General features: G+C 36.1%; 18 protein-coding genes and 1 tRNA gene. 9 read left to right on the top strand and 10 right to left on the bottom strand.

The features are described from left to right. Positions 1-12 precede the first annotated feature (12 nt). The 5 genes from CLU97_RS20545 to CLU97_RS20530 form a co-directional block, all read right to left on the bottom strand. On the bottom strand, positions 13-204 hold the full coding sequence (locus tag CLU97_RS20545) for a hypothetical protein (protein WP_121489575.1): 192 nt from the start codon (positions 202-204) through the stop codon (positions 13-15). A gap of 80 nt (positions 205-284) precedes the next feature. Next, complete coding sequence (locus tag CLU97_RS23815) at positions 285-449, bottom strand: hypothetical protein (protein ID WP_183084621.1); 165 nt, start codon at positions 447-449, stop codon at positions 285-287. Positions 450-459: 10 nt separating this feature from the next. Then, entirely contained in the window at positions 460-1,266 is an 807-nt protein-coding gene (locus CLU97_RS20540; RefSeq protein WP_228437825.1) for a hypothetical protein, read from the bottom strand. A 258-nt stretch (positions 1,267-1,524) separates the two neighbouring features. After that, positions 1,525-1,926, bottom strand: a complete 402-nt coding sequence (locus tag CLU97_RS20535; RefSeq protein WP_121489574.1) for a hypothetical protein — start codon at positions 1,924-1,926, stop codon at positions 1,525-1,527. A gap of 381 nt (positions 1,927-2,307) precedes the next feature. Continuing rightward, positions 2,308-3,297, bottom strand: a complete 990-nt coding sequence (locus tag CLU97_RS20530; RefSeq protein WP_121489573.1) for a hypothetical protein — start codon at positions 3,295-3,297, stop codon at positions 2,308-2,310. A gap of 2,531 nt (positions 3,298-5,828) precedes the next feature. Between CLU97_RS20530 and CLU97_RS20520 the strand changes: the two genes are divergently transcribed. Then, the gene (locus tag CLU97_RS20520; RefSeq protein ID WP_121489571.1) at positions 5,829-6,353 is read left to right on the top strand and encodes an antirestriction protein ArdA; all 525 of its coding nucleotides are present in this window, start codon (positions 5,829-5,831) and stop codon (positions 6,351-6,353) included. Between the two features lie 92 nt (positions 6,354-6,445). Here the strand turns inward: CLU97_RS20520 and CLU97_RS20515 are convergent. The 3 genes from CLU97_RS20515 to CLU97_RS20505 all read right to left on the bottom strand — a co-directional run bounded on the left by CLU97_RS20515 (position 6,446) and on the right by CLU97_RS20505 (position 8,640). Then, positions 6,446-6,522 (bottom strand) — tRNA-Asn (locus CLU97_RS20515). Between the two features lie 80 nt (positions 6,523-6,602). Next, a complete protein-coding gene (gene rseP / locus CLU97_RS20510; RefSeq protein ID WP_121489570.1) occupies positions 6,603-8,093 on the bottom strand; it encodes an RIP metalloprotease RseP in 1,491 nt (496 codons plus the stop codon). 106 nt (positions 8,094-8,199) lie between these two features. Then, on the bottom strand, positions 8,200-8,640 hold the full coding sequence (locus CLU97_RS20505; protein WP_121489569.1) for a DUF6646 family protein: 441 nt from the start codon (positions 8,638-8,640) through the stop codon (positions 8,200-8,202). A gap of 222 nt (positions 8,641-8,862) precedes the next feature. Here CLU97_RS20505 and CLU97_RS20500 point away from each other — a divergent pair, with 222 nt between their 5' ends. Next, positions 8,863-9,615 (top strand): nitrilase-related carbon-nitrogen hydrolase, encoded by a 753-nt coding sequence (locus CLU97_RS20500; protein ID WP_121489568.1) that lies wholly within the window; start codon positions 8,863-8,865, stop codon positions 9,613-9,615. Between the two features lie 130 nt (positions 9,616-9,745). Here the strand turns inward: CLU97_RS20500 and CLU97_RS20495 are convergent, their stop codons facing one another. Both CLU97_RS20495 and CLU97_RS20490 read right to left on the bottom strand, forming a co-directional pair. Continuing rightward, on the bottom strand, positions 9,746-10,045 hold the full coding sequence (locus tag CLU97_RS20495; RefSeq protein ID WP_121489567.1) for a thioredoxin family protein: 300 nt from the start codon (positions 10,043-10,045) through the stop codon (positions 9,746-9,748). 19 nt (positions 10,046-10,064) lie between these two features. Continuing rightward, the gene (locus CLU97_RS20490; RefSeq protein ID WP_121489566.1) at positions 10,065-11,474 is read right to left on the bottom strand and encodes an MBL fold metallo-hydrolase; all 1,410 of its coding nucleotides are present in this window, start codon (positions 11,472-11,474) and stop codon (positions 10,065-10,067) included. Between the two features lie 333 nt (positions 11,475-11,807). Here CLU97_RS20490 and CLU97_RS20485 point away from each other — a divergent pair, with 333 nt between their 5' ends. The 7 genes from CLU97_RS20485 to miaB all read left to right on the top strand — a co-directional run bounded on the left by CLU97_RS20485 (position 11,808) and on the right by miaB (position 20,779). Next, complete coding sequence (locus CLU97_RS20485; protein ID WP_121489565.1) at positions 11,808-13,334, top strand: helicase HerA-like domain-containing protein; 1,527 nt, start codon at positions 11,808-11,810, stop codon at positions 13,332-13,334. Between the two features lie 151 nt (positions 13,335-13,485). Further along, positions 13,486-14,709, top strand: a complete 1,224-nt coding sequence (locus CLU97_RS20480; protein ID WP_121489564.1) for a PolC-type DNA polymerase III — start codon at positions 13,486-13,488, stop codon at positions 14,707-14,709. A gap of 260 nt (positions 14,710-14,969) precedes the next feature. Further along, complete coding sequence (gene lysA, locus CLU97_RS20475) at positions 14,970-16,172, top strand: diaminopimelate decarboxylase (protein WP_183084620.1); 1,203 nt, start codon at positions 14,970-14,972, stop codon at positions 16,170-16,172. A 259-nt stretch (positions 16,173-16,431) separates the two neighbouring features. After that, the gene (locus tag CLU97_RS20470) at positions 16,432-18,165 is read left to right on the top strand and encodes a thiamine pyrophosphate-dependent enzyme (protein WP_121489562.1); all 1,734 of its coding nucleotides are present in this window, start codon (positions 16,432-16,434) and stop codon (positions 18,163-18,165) included. Between the two features lie 136 nt (positions 18,166-18,301). Beyond that, on the top strand, positions 18,302-18,784 hold the full coding sequence (locus tag CLU97_RS20465) for a hypothetical protein (RefSeq protein ID WP_228437823.1): 483 nt from the start codon (positions 18,302-18,304) through the stop codon (positions 18,782-18,784). Between the two features lie 4 nt (positions 18,785-18,788). Next, entirely contained in the window at positions 18,789-19,211 is a 423-nt protein-coding gene (locus tag CLU97_RS20460) for an energy transducer TonB (RefSeq protein WP_121489560.1), read from the top strand. Positions 19,212-19,342: 131 nt separating this feature from the next. Then, complete coding sequence (gene miaB, locus CLU97_RS20455) at positions 19,343-20,779, top strand: tRNA (N6-isopentenyl adenosine(37)-C2)-methylthiotransferase MiaB (protein WP_121489559.1); 1,437 nt, start codon at positions 19,343-19,345, stop codon at positions 20,777-20,779. The last annotated feature ends 5 nt before the right edge of the window (positions 20,780-20,784 follow it).

The following is a 20,784-nucleotide window of genomic DNA, read 5'->3' as shown; positions in this document are numbered from 1 at the left end:
TGTTGGTAGGTGTTACATCTTTACCAAATCAAACCAAGTTCCATAGCTTTTCCACTGAATCTGAGTTGCTGATATTTTCCTGAACTCAAAATTCTGTGTTGTTGGTGACATGTTATATTTTAACGTAAAGTTATACTGCGTAGTGCTGTTAATACTTTCATCTACACTTCCACCATAAGGATGTGCTTTGATTGTTCCTGTCAAACTTAGTTCTGATGTACCTGTAATTGTAATAACATCATTTGATGTAAACTTATACAGTTTGTTTGAGGTTGTCCCATTTGTTACGCCCCAAGTTCCCTGAATCCATGTTGGGGATGGAAATATTGGGTTGTTGCAGGTGGCTGTTGATTGGTCGTGGTGTTGTTATCATCATCATTGTTGCCCGAGCAACTTGTAATTAATAATGTAGCTATTAGCGATAATGCTTGTAATAAATGTTTTTTCATAATATAGAGTTTAATATATTTCAATGTCTGTTTTAAGAATCCAGCCTTTACTTATTACCCCATCAGTATTTGTGAAGGTGGTGTATGCAAAATATTGGGTTTCATTTGATACAAATACTTTTGCTCCATACGGTAAATACGTATCTTTTCTGCTGTTCTGATTTGGTTTTTGGTGAAAATATGCTCTGGGTTGAATTACAATATATTCCTGATATGGCTGCTCTCCCTCATTAGCTGTTGTTTCACTTCGGTTGTTTTGATTGATACCCAGTAAGGCTTCTCTTTTTTGACTGGCTTCTGCGTAACTGTCAAAACTGAGAATATATCTTTTTTCAACGTTTTTTAGTTCTAGATTTATCATAGCTTTTTGTTGTGCTTGGTCTATGAGCTGGTATTCTTTGTCTTTGCTGATAAATGCATCCGTTTCAAATATTCCTGTAACTACTATCTTTTGCCCTTCGTGCGAAAAGAAAGCGTCCCCTTCAAAAACCACAAAAGAGTATCTTTTTTGAATTGTTTGTGGGTCAGGCAGGCTTACAGTCGGTGGGGTATACTGAATGGATGTATCGGCTTGTATTGCTGTTGTTGTTGGAGTTTTTTCCTGTACAATCTTGTTTTCGCAATTTATCAAAGTGATTGGGAGGGTGAGTATCAAAACTTTTAATCGGTATCTTTTGAAAAACAGGACGATAAGCATGTATGCTAACCAAAATAGCAGGAGGTATTTGTAGTCGGCAAATACAGCTTTTGCATACAACACAACTTTATTAGAGTATCTCTTAAACTCAGAATCATACAATAACTCACTGCACATCATTCCGTTTGTGGGTAAATCTATCTTTGTTCCAAATGGTGTCGTCTGGTATAATACACCAACAGGCGTTGTGCGGGTGTCATATTCCTGGCTTACAATTATTTCCCATCGGAAGTATAATCAGGTAGATTACTGGTATTTGGGATATATGAGAATGTACTGAAATGTTGGACTGCAAATACTGTTACAAAAGCTAATGCAAAACCTATCATTATCGATTTAGGGATGTTGCGGTAAACCTGAATAGTTTTCTTTTCCATACTAGTAATATTCTGCTATTCCATCATTTGACATCACAATGATTTTTTTGTAATCCTGAGAAACGAACACATAGACATTCTCTTTAGAACTGGTGTTGTAGTACAGGGATTGTTTAAAAATCTTTCCTGAAACCTCTTTATATCCTGATTTTTTTATTTCAGCTGCCCAATAGGCTTCCTGGCCATTGTTATAAACTGTAAAAAGCTGTGTTCCTCTTCCGTCAGCTGACAGTTCAAAATAAAACTTATAGTTAGAGGTTTGGTCTGCAATGGCTTTGTATTGAGTTTGTCCGTAACTGTCCGTGTACTTAATACTTTCTTTTCTGTGTGAGAAATAGTAGTTTTGGGAAAAGCATAATGTGCTTAGTAGTACCAGTACTGCTGATAATAAAAGTTTTTTCATTGTGATGTTGTATCACTCCGAGCCTAAAAGTGTAATTTATTGAGGGTGTATAATAGAAAAAGGACGCAGGCTCGTAATTCTTACTTACTAATAGAGGCTCTGGTAAGCCTTGTAGTGCAAGCAAGAGAAACCCACGTCCCGTATAATAAGGACGTGAGCGTTCAACTCACCATTCTGCACTACTTTTGAATTTACCAGATTCCTATTAGCAGAATAATTATTAACGCTTTTTCGTTTTCGATAAAATTTGAGGTGCTAATATAAGAATTTTTGTAATTATGTGACAGTTTATGTTTTTTTACGTGGAAATATAATGGTGAGTGTAGGAGTGTGTGATTGTCCTGTCTGCTGAAATCTTATTCAATCTCTGTTAGCAGCTGACTATTTTTTGTTTCGCGAAATTTGTCCCCTAGTTAATTTCTCTACTAACATACCATTTTCAAATCCCAACCCATAAAGCCAAATATCATATTCATCAAAAACTTTTTGAATAAAATCGTCAATGTTTGAACAGTTGATTTTTATTCCTTGCAATGAATCGTTTCTTTCCAACATTTTAATTGGATGATAAAATAATCCAAATGTTGTTCCAAAGTATATCCCAAAAGCTGGTTCAAAAGTATCAGAGATTAAGTAAGACTCAATATGTTTACCATTGATTGTTGTTTCTTCGCTAGTCGTTTGTGCCTCATTAGCTATAAAGCCTACAATTGGATTAAATAAATCATATCCCTTAAATTTTTGATTATAATAAAACATTGAATGTTCAGAATTGAATAGCACTTCAACAACAAAATCTCCAACAGAAGAGTTTATAGAACTTTGTTGTGCTATCATGTCGTCAAATGAAAAAGAGTGTCTTAAAAGTAAATTTTCTTGACTTTTATGTGTCTCATTAAAAAAATATTGAAAATCTGAGAAAACACTCTCATCTCCAATGTGTGAAACTTGAATTTGTTTGTTAAGCTTTCCTGATTTTATCTCATGTAAAACTGGCAATTTATTGAATGAAATTGCTAAAATTATATCAACATTTTCTGGCGTATTTGTTTCAAAAAAAGATTCTATGCACTTTAATTGTTCCTCTGTAATGGCATCTAAGTATTGAATCTTAGTAATAGCGACAAAATTTTTAATTAAAATTCTAGCATTTTCAACATCTCCTGCGTAACATATACATACAATAGGGGAAACAAGTACTGATTTTAGACAACCTTCAATAGGAGGTATCCTCATCTCTAGTCTTTGTGAATTTTTATTAAAATATGTGGTTTGTTTTTCGTTATTGGGAGAATTAGCTGCTACAGAAATTTTAGTGTCCGATGAGATAATGAAGTCAGATTGAGTATTTCTAGCGATTATTAATGACATTTTCTGGTGTTTTAGCTTGCTTCTAACTCGTCTATACGTCTTAATTGAACTGAGTAGTCGTTGCTGAGTAAACTTGAGGTGCTAATATAAGAATTTTTGTAATTATGTGACAGTTTGTTTTTACGTGGAAATATAATGGTGAATGCAGGAACGTATTATTGTTCTGTTTGACAGTTTTTTAGAATCAATATGGATGCTTTTAAGAAGATTTTATGTAAATTCTGTACCACAGTAGGGCAGTAGTAAAAAGTACCCATTATAATACTATTATAAAGCTACTTACTTATAGGGTATGATTATATTGGGTTCAAAAAAAGATTTGTTTTTACGATTCAGTTTTTCAGTTTTTCATAGCACGAATCCGAAAAAATGAATTTCTGAACCCTGATTTAAACATTTTTTTTCAATGATGCTTTAATTTAGAAATGTATTACGTGCTATGAGCGAACGTCCTCATACAAGTATGTAAAGGCGTTAAATTTCCATTATCTTTGCTCTGTAGTGTATTGCTGTCAAACTGCTATAAAAGTCTTAAAAATGTTTTTATTTACGTTTTGTGAGTTTAAGGAACAGTGAATGCTGCTTGATGTCCTTCTATAACCTCATAAAGGTGTCAAATTTCGATTATCTCCATTTTGTAGCACAATACCCTCGAAAGTTATAAAAGTACTTTAAAACGCTCTTATTTTCGTTTTTAAATGTAAGCGGGTGGTTAATGTTACTTAATTTTCCCGTACGCCATCTCTGTTTTGTGCTGAACACTCTCAAAAACTATTAAAATATCTTAAAACGTCTTTATTTGTGATTTGTAAGGTTGCTGGGGCAAATATGCCTGTGTAGCTCCGTGAAGGTATCAAATTTTGACTATCTCTATTTTGTGGTTGTGTGGGGTAATGCTGACAAGATCTTTATACAACATCTCTGTTCGTCTTGGTTGTATGTTCTGTTTAAAGCAGGAACCTGCGAAATCCGCTATCAGCCTGACAGAGGGTGTTTGCGGGGTTTTCACTATCATATAATGGTATATAGTAATACGGTATGCTGGTATGCGGTCTCTGTATGCAGGTGGTAGACAGTTAGTAGTAGGTAGCTGAAATATGGAAGCAGTAGTTATTCGGGTGGCTGACGTGACGAGTGTGAGCGAGTGGAGCGCAGAATATTTTTTATGATAGGCAGCGGTATTGTGTGTGGGCGGTGAAGTAGTTTTTCTGTAAAGGGATATACTGTGGCGGAATAAAAAAGCCCCTCAATAAGTATCGAGAGACCTAAAACGCACTGGTTTTGAAAAAAAATTATTTCTGCTCAAATATACGGTTTATTATGTTTTCCGTAAATAAAAATATTTTAAATTGTCAAGTATATTATGTTTTCCCAATGTGTACTTGGTTATATTTAATAAATGCTTTTGATATCTGAGATATCTTCAAAGGTATAGTAGACGGTGTGGACGGTTTTGTGGCGGGGATTAAAGAAAAAGATTTTTAGTTTATGAATTTTGCTAATATATACCGCTCAATTTACCCCAAAAAAAACGAGAGACTCCTCCAGTACTAACTTCTTATTTTTGGTTTTTACGGTATATATAATCTCTGTAAACTGCCATAAACATATGTGTTTTTGAGAGTTTCTGCATATGTCACACTACTATGTTCTCAATTGGTAATTGTTTGTATGCAGACTTACGGATAAGACCTAGGATTATAAAAAAGATTTGTTTTTAAGATTCAGTTTTTCAGTTTTTCAGTTTTTCGGAGGATTATGAAGAACTGAATTTCTGAAGCCTGATTTAAACATTTTTTTTTTTTTCACACTGTTAAAGCTTTCTGGACGTAATTTTGTCAATATATATCTAGCTATTTACCCCAAAACCAAACTGCAAAATCTTACTCATAATCTCTGCAAACTGCTATAAACAGAGGTTTTTTCAGAGTTTCTGCTACATAGTACCAATATATACTATACTTTATCTCTTAATTAATCTCTCTCTAACACACTTCTAACAATCCTAAACCAATATTTCGGGAAACTGTGGTAAACGGTTTGTGGTGTTTTGCGTGGAGTGGTGGTTTTGTCTGCGGAGTTTCGGGAAAATGTATAATACTTGGTCTACTATTTACACCACCCGTCAAATTTTCATGTAAAAATGCACCCCCCCTATACCCAATCTCAAAAATTTTATATAGGCATCGGGACAAAGGGTACTGATAGAATTTTGGCGAGGGTTGTCGGACTTTTTTTGCCTGCCCCCTATCAAAGAGTTTAGGTTTTTTGACAGTTGTTTGTATGGAGTCTGTGCTTGGAGTGATTAAAAAGTTTTTAAGCCATCCAAAAAGCATTGATATTTTGAGTAAAAAGCACTTGAAAAACTGGTGGTTATCGTGTTTTTTACGTATCTTTACTTTGTTCTTTACTACTAAAACAGCCTTGTGTGTTTGTGTACAAGGTTCGATATAAAACAAAAATGCCTTGAAGTGTTGGAGCACGACAAGGCGACATCAATAAATTTTAAATCTGACTTAAAACTTATCAACATGACAAAGTTAACAAATTGTCTTGATACTGCTAGTATCTATTGTGGCACGTATGCCAAGTATAATAACGGAAGCCTTTACGGCAAATGGCTAAATCTTTCAGACTATTCTGATTATGAAGATCTTTTAAAAGCAATGCGGGAGCTTCATAGTGATGAAGATGATCCTGAATTTATATTCCAAGATTATGACTGTCCGATTCTGGAAAAGCTGGGATTATTGAGTGAATGCCATATATCAAAAGATATTTACGATGTACTTGAACAGATCAATGATTCTGGAAATGATGTTGAAGTTTACGAAGCGTGTTTGGATAACTTAGGCAAACTAGACTTCCAGAGCCTATATGAATACGTAAACAATTTTTACTACGGTGAGTTTGGAAGCGATGAAGATTTTGTACAGTATTTATATGAAGATGATACGTTTAATATTCCTAATTGGGTTATAATCGATTGGGAAGCTACGGCAAGAAGCATAATGTTTGACTATTTTGAGAGTAACGGACATTATTTCCGAGCGTAAAATTGACTTTTATTTACTTTGAAACTTGACCTGTACCGTGACCCATGTAAAAAACAAAAGCACCTACATTACTGCAAGTGCTTGATATTCAGTGGCTCCTCCTGCTGGGCTCGAACCAGCGACCCTCTGATTAACAGTCAGATGCTCTAACCAACTGAGCTAAGGAGGAATGTCCTTTGTTTTAAGTGGTGCAAATATAGGACGAATATTTATACCCTACAAATATTTTTAAGAAAAATTTCGGAAAAATTATAATTTACCCATAAATACTTTAAAGATGTCGCTTCCAAAGATCAGTAACATCAATCCTAACAGGAAGATAACTCCAATCATCTGTGCGTTTTCCAAAACTTTTTGCGGAACTGGTTTTCCTACAATCATTTCATATAAAGTAAATAAAACGTGCCCACCATCAAGTCCCGGAATCGGAATAAGGTTCAGGAATGCCAGCCATACGGAAAACATTGCTGTAAAGCTCCAGAAAGCAACCCAATTGATCTTAACGCTTCCATCCGCATCTTTATCTACAGGCATATTCTTTACAATGGCAATAGGACCTCCTACATTTTTATATCCTTGAACTTTAGAGTTGAACATGATTTTGAACTGCTTAACCTGTGTTGTTAAAGCTTCAATCGTTCTTGTAAACCCTCTTGGAATAGCTTCACCGAAAGAATATTTCTTATTCGTTACAATATCTTTAGCGATGCTCTTTGTATCAATTGCAATACCTAATTTACCGTTTTTATCAACAGAAACCGCTGGCAATGTCTGGACAGCCTCGTTTCTTTCAACGTCTACAGAAATTGTTTTTCCTTTATTTTCACTTAAAAGAGCACTTACTTCATCAAAGAACGCTGCTTTCTTACCATTGATTCCTACAATTTTATCTCCTTTCGCAAGACCAGATGCCTGAGAAGAAGGAGTTGCCAATGAATCAATAACCATAGAAACTCTTGGTGTGATATACAGTTTTGCTTCTCTCTGTTTAAGAACATCTGCTACACCATCTGCATTTACAGGGAAAGTAACTTCCTGCCCGTTTCTGTTTACAGTAACGTTGTCTCCTAAAAGAATATTGATTGAAGTATTTTCAAGTCTTTCTGCAGGTTTTCCGTCTACACTGATGATTTTGTCACCATTCTGGAATCCCATTTTCTTGCCGGCAGAAGTAGCTTCAATACCATTTTTGAATTTCGTAATATCCGTATACGTTTCTCCGTTAAAGAAAGACAGGCAGCTGTAGATTAACCATGCAAGGAAAAAGTTAACTGTAACCCCTCCTAACATAATAATAAGTCTCTGCCAAGCCGGTTTTGATCTGAATTCCCATGGTTCTGCCGGTTTTTTCATTTGGGCAGTATCCATGCTTTCATCCACCATTCCTGCAATTTTCACATACCCTCCGAAAGGAAGCCATCCGATACCATATTTCGTTTGTTCAGGATGTTTTCTCCAGTCGTTGTCCGGAAGTTTTGATATATCGATAGGAACTTCTTCTTTCTTTCCGTTTACCTCTATTACTTCAGAATCCGGCAGATTCTTGGATAAAAACTTGTACTGCCATTTTCCGTTAATTTTCTTCATAGAGAATATGGAGAAATAAGGATCAAAAAACAGGAAAAACTTCTCTGCTCTGGTCTTGAACCATATTGCCGGTAAAAAATGCCCAAGCTCATGAAGAAGCACAAGTATAGAGATGCTCAGAATGAACTGAAAAAGTTTGATTGCTATTTCCATTAATAAATTTTAGATTTTAATTTGCAAAGGTAACAATTATCAAAACTATGCCAAATAAAAAAGCTCCCCGAAACGAGAAGCTTTGTCATATTTAAAGACGATTTGATTATAAATTGAAAGAAACTCCAAGGCTGCCATTATTACCAACTTCTGCGAATACGCCTATTTTCTCTGTGAAGAAATACCGAGCTCCTATGTGAGCGCCCACTCCGAAGTCTTTTCCAAGCACTCCAAGGTCTACTCCAGGGTAAATGTCCCATTTGGCAGGTAAATTTAAAGCTTCCTGTAAGTGAAAGTTCAGTCTCCCGAAAACAAAAACACGATTATCCTTATCGTTGTTTTTATAATTGTCAAAGTAGCCATTAATCCCGGCTCCTACGGAAATAAGTTGATTGAGTCCATAGTCATAAGTTCCCGTTATTCCGGTTCCATATCCCCAGGCACTCAGCCCCAGTTGTATTTTCTGATCTCCTTTTCCTGTCCAGGCCTGAGCATTCGCCATAGCACCAAAAAAGCAGATCATCACCATAAAAAACAATTTCTTCATAAATTTCTAATTTTTAAGGATATTAATAAAAGATATCTCTATCAAAAATGAAACCGAAAGAATACACGGGCTGTAAAAATGCCTGACTTTAATAAATTATTAAGAAATAAAGGCTGATTTTTGCGGGTGATACCTATTTTTAAGCTGCTTAATTCTCTTTTTGTAATCATAAAAGCTGTATTTTTATACTTCACATTTGAAATAATTTAAAAAGAATAAAAGATGAAAGTGGTAGGGCTTAATTTAGATATCATCTGGAAAAATAAGAATGAGAATTTTAAACTCATAGAAAACGAACTGCAAAATGTAGAGGCAGACATATTTCTTCTTCCCGAAATGTTTTCAACGGGTTTCTGTATGGATGCTTCTGAAGTCTCAGACAGAAATAATGAGTCTCTGGAATTTTTAAAAAAGATTTCAAAAGAGAAAAATGCAGCATTCTGTGGAAGTGCTCCTGTAGAGCAGAATGGAAATTTTTATAACAGAATGTATTTTGTGCAGCTGGATGGTGCAACCTCTTTTTATGACAAAAGACACTTGTTTTCCTTTTCAGGAGAAGATAAAGTGTATACGCCTGGAAAAGACAGAATAATTGTTGAATATAAAGGAATACGCTTCCTCCTTCAGGTGTGCTATGATCTTCGTTTTCCTGTTTTCGCAAGAAATAATGATGACTATGATGCTGTTTTGTATGTTGCCAACTGGCCTGAGAAAAGGGTAGGAGCCTGGGAACATCTGTTGAAAGCCAGAGCCATTGAAAATTTATCTTTTGTATTTGGTTTAAACAGAATTGGGACCGATGGAAATGATCTGTTTTATCAGGAAAGCTCACACTGTTTTTTTGCGGATGGAAAAGAAATTTCTCAAAAACAAGGAAATCTTGTATCTGCAGAACTATATATGGAAGAATTGAAAGATTTTAGAAGCCATTTCCAGTTTTTAAATGACAGAGATTCTTTTTCTATTGAATTTTAGAATTTTCCCACAGATTTCGCAGATCTTCACAGATTTTTAAGTTCTATACAAAGAAAAATAAGCATAATCATCTGTGAAAATCTGTGCGATATGTGGGAATTATAAAAAAAAACTGTGAAAAATCACAGTTTTAAGCATATTGTTGTAAAAGTTGTGTGAGGGTATTCACATCATGAACACCACTTTCTTTCCATAGCATTTCTCCTTTTTTGAAAATTGCCAGCGTAGGAACTCCGCGCACTCCGTATTGAGCTGCCAGTGCGGGATATTGGTCTACATCTACCTTGATGATTCTGGCTCCTTCACCAATATTTTCCTTTACCGTATTTAATACTGATGACTGTACTTTACAGGGCTGGCACCATGTAGCGAAAAAGGCAATCAGTACAGGTCTTTCGGAATCAATGATTTCCTGAAATTTTTGTGACATAGTTTAGCTTTTTATGATCTTAAGATGTTTTAGATTGACATACAAAATCTGTAGTGGGGAATTTTTCTGTTTTTTTAATTCCATTAAACCCGCCTTCTATTTCAGTAAAATTCCTGATTCCGTGTGAATTAAGGACGCTTGCGGCAATCATACTTCTGTATCCGCCTGCACAGTGTAAAAAGAAGTGCTCAGAATCATCAATCGTACGGACCCAGTCACTGATCGTGTCCAATGGCTTGTTATAAGCATTATCAATGTGTTCCGCGGAATATTCTGTCAGTTTTCTTACATCAATTACCTTTGCTTCTTCTGTAAACTGCTCTGCAAATTCAGCCGGAGTAATTCTTTTAACCTCGTCAGTTTCCATACCGGCATTTTTCCATGCTTCAAAACTTCCTTTCAGATATCCTATCACATTATCAAAACCGACTCTGCTTAGCCTGGTGATAACTTCCTCTTCGGTACCTTCGTCAGTTACCAGTAATAAAGGATGTTTTACATCTACGATAAGTGTTCCTACCCAAGGGGCGAAATCTCCTTTCAGTCCTATATTGATAGCATTTGGGACAAATCCTTTATGGAAGTCGGCTGCACCTCTTGTATCTAAAATTAATGCTCCTGTTTCTTCTGCCAAAGCCTCGAAATCTTCCGGTGCAACAGGTTGTAACCCCTTGTTCATTACTACATCCAGACTTTCATAGCCACCTTTATTAAGTGCGACATTCATTCCGAAATATTTCGGCGGAGCAGTTAAACCATCCAGAACCTCTCTGATAAAAGATGCTTTATCTGGCTGATTAAGAGCGTAGTTTGTCTTCTTTTGGTTTCCTAAAATATCAACAGTTTCTTTCTGCATGTTTTTTCCGCAAGCAGATCCGGCACCATGGGCTGGATAAACTGTAATGCTGTCATCCAATGGCATGATTTTGTTTTGAAGGCTGTCATACAGAATTCCCGCAAGGTCTTCCTGAGTAAGATTTGTAGCTTTCTGTGCAAGATCCGGCCTTCCTACATCTCCTAAAAATAGTGTGTCACCTGTAAAAATGGCAGTTTCAACACCATTTTCATCTATTAAAAGGTAAGTGCTGCTTTCCATAGTGTGTCCGGGAGTGTGCATTACCTTTATTTTTACTTTTCCAATCTCAAAAATCTGATTATCTTCAGCAATGATAGCATCAAATTCAGGAGCGGCAGTAGGTCCGTAAACAATTGGAGCACCTGTTTTCTTACTTAAATCCAAATGCCCTGATACGAAATCGGCATGGAAATGAGTTTCAAAAATATATTTTAAAGTGACATTGTCTTTTTCCAGACGATCCAGGTAAGGTTTTACTTCTCTTAAAGGATCTATAATCACTGCTTCATTCTCTGATACAATATAATAGGCACCCTGAGCCAGACAGCCCGTATATATTTGTTCAATTTTCATTGGGTCTTTTTTTAATGAGTTAAAGATACGAAGTATTAGATAGATTCTAAATGAAATGTTAAATTCCATTGATAGTTTCTTTCAATACTTTGTTAAACGAACGTTTAGTATCGGTTTCTTTTCAGCAAAAAGAATGCCTTATATAGAGACAATAAGGAAATGCTGTTTTATATCATGTTTATAATGGAAGAAGTTTGTTAATGGTCGTGGTTTAAAATTTGCTTAGGCAGGTAAGAATTTTATTTTCCGAGGTAGTAAAGAGATGTTCATCAGAAAATATATTTAAATGTTTTACAAAAAATTTTATATTTATAAGTTTAAAAAAGCGATCAAATGGCAGACAAAACACAATTTATTGAAGAACTAAACACGAGATACACTCCAAAAGGAGAACATATTATACTGGGAAAAGGAATGTTGGATGGTGAAGTGGTAACAGAGGTAAACGTAACCATTCCCCTGAAAACAATTAACCGTCACGGTCTTATTGCCGGAGCTACAGGAACAGGTAAAACAAAAACATTACAGGTTTTTGCAGAACAGCTTTCACATGCCGGAATTCCCTCTCTGGTCCTGGATATTAAAGGAGATTTCTCCGGAATTGCCGAAGCAGGGGAGATGAATCCCATTATTGAAGAAAGATACGCGAAGACACAGCTCCCTTATAACCCGCAGGGTTTTCCGGTGGAATTGATGAGTATTTCCGGAGGGGAGGGAGTGAAATTGAGAGCTACCGTTACGGAATTCGGACCTGTTTTATTAAGCAAGATCCTTGAATTGAATGATACTCAGCAAAGCATCATGTCTATTGTCTTCAAATACTGTGATGATAAAGGGCTTCCATTGATTGACCTTAATGATTTGAAGAAAGTACTGCAGTACGTTACGGATAATGCACAAGGAAAAGCAGAACTGGCTGCTAATTACGGATCTATTGCATCAGCATCTCTTGGAACAATTTTAAGATCTATTGTTGCTCTGGAACAGCAGGGGGCAGCGGGTTTCTTCGGAGAATTAAGTTTTGACGTTCAGGATTTACTGGAAACAAGAGACGGAAAAGGCGTTGTAAATATTTTAAGAGTAGCAGATATTCAGAATAAGCCACAGCTCTTCTCAACCTTCATGCTTTCGCTTTTTGCTGAAATTTATATGACGTTTCCGGAAGAAGGAGATAGTGGGAAACCAAAGTTGGTGCTGTTTATAGATGAAGCCCATTTGATTTTTGATGAAGCATCCAAAGCTCTTCTTTCACAGATCGAAACCATGGTAAAACTAATCCGTTCCAAAGGAGTGGGAATCTATTTTATTACCCAGATCCCTGGTGATGTTCCAGAAAATGTGCTTTCCCAGTTAGGATTAAAAATACAGCATGCGTTAAGAGGTTTCACGGCAAAAGATAAAAAAGAAATTACCAAAGCCGTTGAAAACTATCCTACTACAGAATATTACAATGCTTCCAGCCTGATCCAGAATTTGGGAATTGGAGAAGCATTTGTGACAGCTCTGGATGAAAAAGGAATTCCTACCCCTCTGGTACACACTTATCTGATCTCTCCGGAATCAAGAATGGATGTGTTAAGTGAAGCAGAAATCTCAGATCTTACTTCAAGATCAGCACTTGTTGCAAAATATGAGCAGGCAATTGACAGAGAATCTGCCTATGAGATGCTGACCAACAGAATGGAACAGGCCGCACAAAATCCAGCCCCAACTCAAAAAACAAAACCGGTAAAAGAAGAGCCGGGAATGTTTGAACAGGTGTTACAGAGTAAAGCAGGCCGTACTTTTACCAATACATTGATGAGAGAGGGAGCAAAAGCAATCCTGGGAATGTTTGGTCTGGGAGGCAGAAGAAGATAATTTTGAAGGATAATCTGCTATATTCTGACATATTTTTTGTTATTTTAGCAGGTTATCTTTACATAGCAGTAAAAAATAAAACCGGATTTTATTGGGGAATAAGACATCGGTTTTACATACAAATGACAAAACAGCAGTTAACACAGATTCAATGTATTCAATTATAGATATAGAAAGTAATGGTGCAGGTTATAGAAATGAATGCATTATAGATATCGCCATCTACAGATATGACGGTCAGAAAATTACGGATCAGTTTATATCCCTTGTAAATCCCGAAGGTGATATTACTCCTTTTGTGCAGAAACTGACCAGTATTACCCCAAAAATGGTCAAAACTGCTCCGAAATTTCACGAAATTGCCAAAAGAGTTATCGAAATAACTCAAAATACAACATTGGTAGGTCATAATATTGACTTTGATTACAGAATGCTTCGCCAATCATTTAAAAGGCTTGGTTATGAATTCAAAATCAATACTTTAGATACAATTCCGTTGGCGAAAAAACTGATTCCTGATGAGGTAAGTTATTCTTTGGGAAAATTGGTGAGGTCGTTAGGAATTCCTTTAACCAATCATCACAGGGCTGAGGGTGATGCAAGAGCTACATTAGAGCTTTTCAAGCTTTTGATCTCAAAAGATATTGAAAATGAAATCATTCAGAAGCAGCATGATGAATCCAATGCAAAAACCTACATCAACAAGATCAAAGAACTTACGCAGGATCTTCCAAATGATAAGGGATTTGTCTATTTTCAGGATGAAGCAGGACGTATCATGTTCTCGGATTATGTTCAGGATATCAATAAATTTTCCAAAAAAGTATTCAATTCCAAATCAAAAAAATGGGAAAAGATTCAGAAAGATGTTGAGCAGATTAATTTTGAGCTTACCGGAACAGATATTATTGCCAAACTGATTCTTAATTCTAAGAATGTCAAAAAGAAAGAAGTTTTACCTTTCGGCTTATATTTCAGGAATAATAAATATGTGGTTGAGAAAAATACGCTTAATAAAACCGAAAAACCAGTTTTAAAATTCAGATCATTTACGCAGGGAACAAAAGCGGTTCAGTTTATTGGCTCCCAGGAAGAATTTAAAGATTTTTCCGTACTGAAACAGAAAATTGAATTCAGAAAAAGAAATGAATTATGGCTGGGGCAGGGAAGAAAATTAGGTGAAAAATTATTTTTAATCATCGAAAACGGAAAAGTAGTTTCCTTCGGTTTCTACGAATTATTTACGCAGATCCAGACGATGAGTAAGCTTGCTAAATTAAAAATAGACCTTCCCTTATCTTCCACAGATCTGAATAATGAATTGCAATTGGCACTCCTTCGCAGCGATTTTGAAACACTGCCGCTGCCGAAATGATATAGGAATTAGCACTTTATAAGTGAACCGGAAAGAAGGTGCTTTTCAAATCAATTTTCGAAAAATAAAAAATAAATAGTATTTTTGTAAAAAATAAATAGAAGCAATGCAAAATTTTAAACAAATTAAAACTGGAAAAAAGGGAGCTGTAAGGTTCTCTAAGGTTTGGAATATTTAAAAGAGTTGTCTTGCATAAAAAATAATCAATGCGGCAGGCTCTTTTTATAAGAATCTGCCTTTTTTTATGTTAAAATGAAATTATGAATTCAAAAGAATTATTAAAGATTGCCAATGAGTTTGGCACCCCGGTGTATGTTTATGATGCAGAATCCATCAAAGTTCAATACGAAAAACTTACATCTTCTTTTTTAAAACATACAAAGTTCTTCTATGCAGCGAAGGCGTTGACCAACATCAATATCCTTAAGTATGTCAAGAATCTGGGCGCTTCTCTGGATTGTGTATCCATTAATGAAGTGAAACTGGGACTAAAGGCAGGGTTTCCAAAGGAAAAGATATTGTTTACTCCCAACTGTGTTGATCTTGCTGAAATAGAGGAAGCAATGACTTTCGGAGTTCATATAAACATTGATAACATTTCTATTCTTGAGCAGTTCGGGAATAAATACGGAGATACCTATCCGATTTTAGTAAGAATTAACCCGCATATTTTTGCCGGAGGGAACTATAAAATTTCAACAGGACATATCGATAGCAAATTCGGTATTTCCATTCACCAGGTTCGTCACATCGAAAGAGTAATGAAAAGTACAAACCTGAATGTGGAAGGACTTCACATGCATACAGGTAGTGAGATCAAAGATCCGGATGTATTTCTTCAGGCTTTGGAAATCATGCTGGACCTTTCTGAACATTTCCCGAACCTGAAATATCTGGATATGGGAAGTGGTTTCAAAATTCCTTATCAGGATAGCGAAGAGGAAACTGATGTGAGAACATTAGGTAAAAAGGTAGAAAAAGTAATTTCTGAGTTTTCAAAATCTACAGGAAAAAAATTTGAATTATGGTTTGAACCGGGGAAATTCTTAGTAGGGAAAAGCGGATATCTATTGGTGAAAGCTAACGTAATTAAGCAAACAACGGCTACTGTTTTTGTTGGAGTGAATTCCGGATTTAATCATTTGATCCGTCCAATGTTCTACGATTCTTATCATATGATTGAGAACTTATCCAATCCAAAAGGAGCGGAAAGAATTTATACAGTAGTAGGAAATATCTGTGAAACAGATACCTTCGCTTGGGATAGAAAACTGAATGAAGTAAGAGAAGGAGACATTCTTGCTTTCCACAATGCAGGAGCTTATGGTTTTGAAATGAGTTCCAACTTTAATTCAAGATTAAAACCGGCTGAAGTATTATTCTTAGACGGAAAAGCACATTTGATCCGTAAGAGAGACGAATTTGAAGATCTGTTGAGAAATCAGATCGAAGTAGTTATGTAAATCTTGAGCATATTATAATAACAGCCACCTTTTTGGGTGGCTGTTTTGTTCTTGAGTTAGTTTATTCATGTGCTAAACCTCACAGGTTTACAAAACCTGTGAGGTTTAAATAGGAAAAAACTTAAAATTAAATTACCAGTTTTTAACATTGAATCCGGATGGAGGTTCCAATTTTATTAGCTAAATTTGATAGAAATAGGAAAATTATTATCCTTTTTTAATCCTATTTTCACTTAAAATCAACCAAAACAAAGTAATTATGGCCAAAAACATAGCAGAGCAGATTGTTGAAATGCTCGAAAATGCCAATGTGAAAAGAATTTATGCAGTAACAGGCGACAGTCTCAATCATCTGAATATAGCGGTTAAAAAAAGCAGCATCCAGTGGATTCATGTAAGGCACGAAGAAGTAGGAGCGTATGCAGCGGCAGCCGAAGCGGAGCTTGATGGTTTGGCAGTATGTGCCGGAAGTTGCGGTCCTGGACATGTTCATTTGATCAATGGAGTTTACGAGGCTCACCGCTCCCATGTTCCCATGTTGGTAATTGCTTCCACCATTCCCAGTGATGAAATGGGAATGGATTACTTTCAGGAAACCAATACAATAAAGCTTTTTGATGACTGCAGTTACTATAACCAGATGATTACAAGGCCGGAACAGGTGCAGAGAACTGTTCAGACGGCTATTCAACATGCTATTTCCAAAAAAGGAGTTGCTGTCATAGGCCTTCCGGGAGATGTTTCAGAACTGGATGCAGAAGAAGGTTCTACTTCCACTCAAATCTTTAAAACAAACCCTGTTATAAGACCTTCAGATAACGAGCTGAAAAATTTATCCGAATTAATTAATACAAGTAAAAAGGTAACTTTATATTGCGGAATAGGTGCTGCTGAAGCCCGTGATGAGGTAATAACCTTATCCAATCTCTTGAAAGCACCTGTAGGATATTCATTCCGTGGGAAAATGGCTATTCAGCCTAATAATCCCAATGAAGTGGGGCTTACTGGGCTACTAGGGTTTCCTTCCGCTTATCACGCTATGCACGAAGCAGATCTTGTGATTCTTTTGGGGACAGATTTTCCTTATCAAAAATTCATGCCTGTAAAAAATAAAATAGTTCAGATTGATGAAAGTCCTGAAAGATTGGGAAGAAGAGCAAAACTGGAACTGGGGCTTGCAGGAGATGTCAAAGAAACCATTAAAGCATTGCTGCCTTTATTGGAAGAAAAAACTGATGTCCACTTTCTGAATGAACAGCTTGCGTTTTATGATAAAGTAAAAGAAGGTCAGCTGGAGTACGTAAAGGATTTTGGAAAAGAGAACGCTATCCAGCCGGAATATGTTGCCCATACTTTAGACAAACTTGCTAAACATGACGCTATTTTTACGGTAGATACCGGAATGTGCTGTGTTTGGGGAGCTCGTTTTATTACAGGAACAGGAGAAAGAAAAATGCTGGGATCATTTAACCACGGATCAATGGCGAATGCAATGCCAATGGCTATCGGGGCTGCTCTGGCTCATCCGGAAAAACAGGTGATTGCTTTGTGCGGAGACGGAGGTTTATCTATGTTGTTAGGTGATATGGCTACTATTTTTCAGTATAAATTACCAATAAAACTAATTGTATTCAACAACAGAACGCTGGGAATGGTAAAACTGGAAATGGAAGTAGGCGGAATGCCCGACAACGAAACAGATATGATTAATCCGGATTTTGCAATGGTAGCACACGCGATGGGATATCCAGGAAAGAATGTACATCTGCCGGAAGATGTGGAAGCTGCTATCAAAGAATGTTTAGATCACAACGGCCCTTATCTTCTGAATATCTTTACCAATCCTAATGCACTGGCTCTTCCTCCCAAAATTGAATTTGATCAGATTATGGGAATGACAAAGTCTATGACGCAGCTGATGCTCGGTGGCAAAATGGATGAGGTTTTTGAAACTGTAAAGACAAATTACAAGCATATTAAGGGCTTGTTATAAGACAAAAAGTGAACAATTTTCAGTGTATATCTGAAATACAGAATCAATATTTAAAAACTTCATGCTTTGTGTGAAGTTTTTCTTTTCTATAAATGGGCTAAATATTTACCTTTGTTCATTATTAGTAAACAAAGCTATGAGAACGATATTCTTATTTTTAGCCTTATGTGTAATGAATTTTTCATTCGCGCAGGATCAGGAGGACCGTGATGACTCTTTTATAAGAGAAAGCAATAAAAATGTTCTGAAAATAGACATCAAAGAACCCTTTATGCAGGTTGCCTTAAAATGTAATGATTTTAAACCAGCATCTTATGAAGGTGGGGTTGCTGCTTATAAAACCATCCTGAACAAGTATATGTATGCTTATCTGAATTCAGATTTCTATGCCCTTACAGGTGATTTTACATTTACCTTAGTGCTTGATGCTAAAGGAAAAGTGATAGATGTGAAAGGAATGCCTAAAGTACAAAACAGTGAAGTCTTTTTTGATGATATGCAATATGTGGTGAGAAGAATAAAGAAAAACTGGACTCCCGCTTCCTGTAACGGACAACCTGTGGCTTCACAAATCAAAGTTAAAATGAACTTCTCTTCAGTATCCGTAGATATCGACTAATACCATGAAAAAATATCTTTTAATTTTACCTTTACTGTTGATCAGTTTCAAAGGTTTCTCACAACAGACAGCTGCTATTCAATATCAATATCAGAATGATGCAGATTTTAAAAAAGCAGAATTTCCGGGAGGTGAAGATGCCTTTAGAAAAGAATTCCTGAAAATGGTGTATGCCTATGTTGATGTCGCGTTATATGCCATCAAAGGAGAAGTAACTTTTATATTTAATATTGATCAGAAAGGTAAAATAGATAAAGTAGATGTGCTCCCTAAATTCAAAAACAGCGAAACTTTTATTGATGATATGAAGTATGCTGCTAAAAAGGTGAAAGGAAAATGGACACCTGCCACTAAAAATGGAGTACCTGTTGATTATAAAACCATCATGAAAATCAGGTTTGATAACAATACCTATGATCATGATTAAAAAATAGTTCCATTACTTTTTTAATTTATGATTTTGTTAAAATAATAGCGCTGACATTCTGTCACAATATTTTGTATCTTTGCAGACTTATTTATTCGTAATTTAAAATTGCGGACCTTAAATTGATTATCGTGCAGGAAAAATATATAGACGAAACAAAACAGGGCGAAGCTTTTGCTATTGCAGAAAGACCGGAGAATTCTAAAAAACTGTTTTTAGAAAGCTATGGTTGTCAGATGAATTTCTCTGACTCTGAGATTGTTGCATCTATCCTTAATGAACAGGGATATAATACAACCATGAAAGTAGAAGAAGCAGACCTTATTCTTTTAAATACATGTTCCATCCGTGAAAAAGCTGAACAGACCGTAAGAATGCGTCTTTCTCAGTTCAAAAATCTCAAAAAAGAGAAACCGAATATGACGGTAGGAGTTCTGGGATGTATGGCGGAAAGATTGAAAACCAAATTCTTAGAAGAAGAACAACTGGTGGATCTTGTTGTAGGTCCGGATGCTTATAGAGACCTGCCGAATCTTTTAAAAGAAACCGATGATGGAAGAGATGCTATCAACGTAATTCTTTCCAAAGAAGAAACCTATGCAGATATTAATCCTGTTCGTCTGGGAGGAAACGGAGTTACAGCTTTTGTTACCATTACCAGGGGTTGTGATAACATGTGTACATTCTGTGTAGTTCCTTTTACAAGAGGAAGAGAAAGAAGCCGTGATCCACATTCTATTATAGACGAATGTAAAGACCTTGCCAATAACGGATATAAAGAAATTACTCTTTTAGGACAAAACGTAGATTCTTACCTTTGGTATGGAGGAGGTCCTAAAAAAGATTTTGCCAAAGCTTCTGAAATGCAGAAAGCAACAGCAGTAAACTTTGCTCAGCTTCTTGATTTAGTGGCTAAAGCCGTTCCGGAGCTAAGAATCAGATTCTCTACCTCAAATCCGCAGGATATGAGTCTGGATGTATTCAGAATGATGGCAAAACATCACAACATCTGTAAATATGTACACCTTCCTATACAAAGCGGAAGCAATAATATGCTTGAAGCGATGAACAGACAACATACCCGAGAAGAATATCTTGATCTGATTAAAAAAGCGAAGGAAATTGTTCCGGAAGTTGCCTTTTCTCAGGATATGATTGTAGGATTCTGTAATGAATCTGAAGAAGATCACCAGGATACCCTAAGCTTGATGAGAGAAGTGGAATATGACTACGGATATATGTTTGCTTACTCAGAGAGACCTGGAACTCCGGCTCACAAGAAAATGGAAGACAATATTCCGGCTGATGTGAAACAGAGACGTCTTGCTGAGGTGATTGCGCTTCAAGGAGAACTTTCAAACCAAAGAATGAAATCTTATGTCGGAAGAGTACACGAGGTTCTGATTGAAGGAATTTCCAAGAAGAACAAAAACCAATGGAAAGGAAGAAACTCACAGAATGCCGTATGTGTCTTTGATAAACTGGAAGGGCAGAACATAGGTGACATTGTGAACGTTTTTGTACATGACAATACACAAGGCACACTTTTAGGGAGAACAGCAGAATAAAATAA

This window comes from Chryseobacterium sp. 7 (genome assembly GCF_003663845.1).
Lineage (GTDB): Bacteria > Bacteroidota > Bacteroidia > Flavobacteriales > Weeksellaceae > Chryseobacterium.
This window is presented reverse-complemented; position numbering and strand designations above follow the sequence as displayed.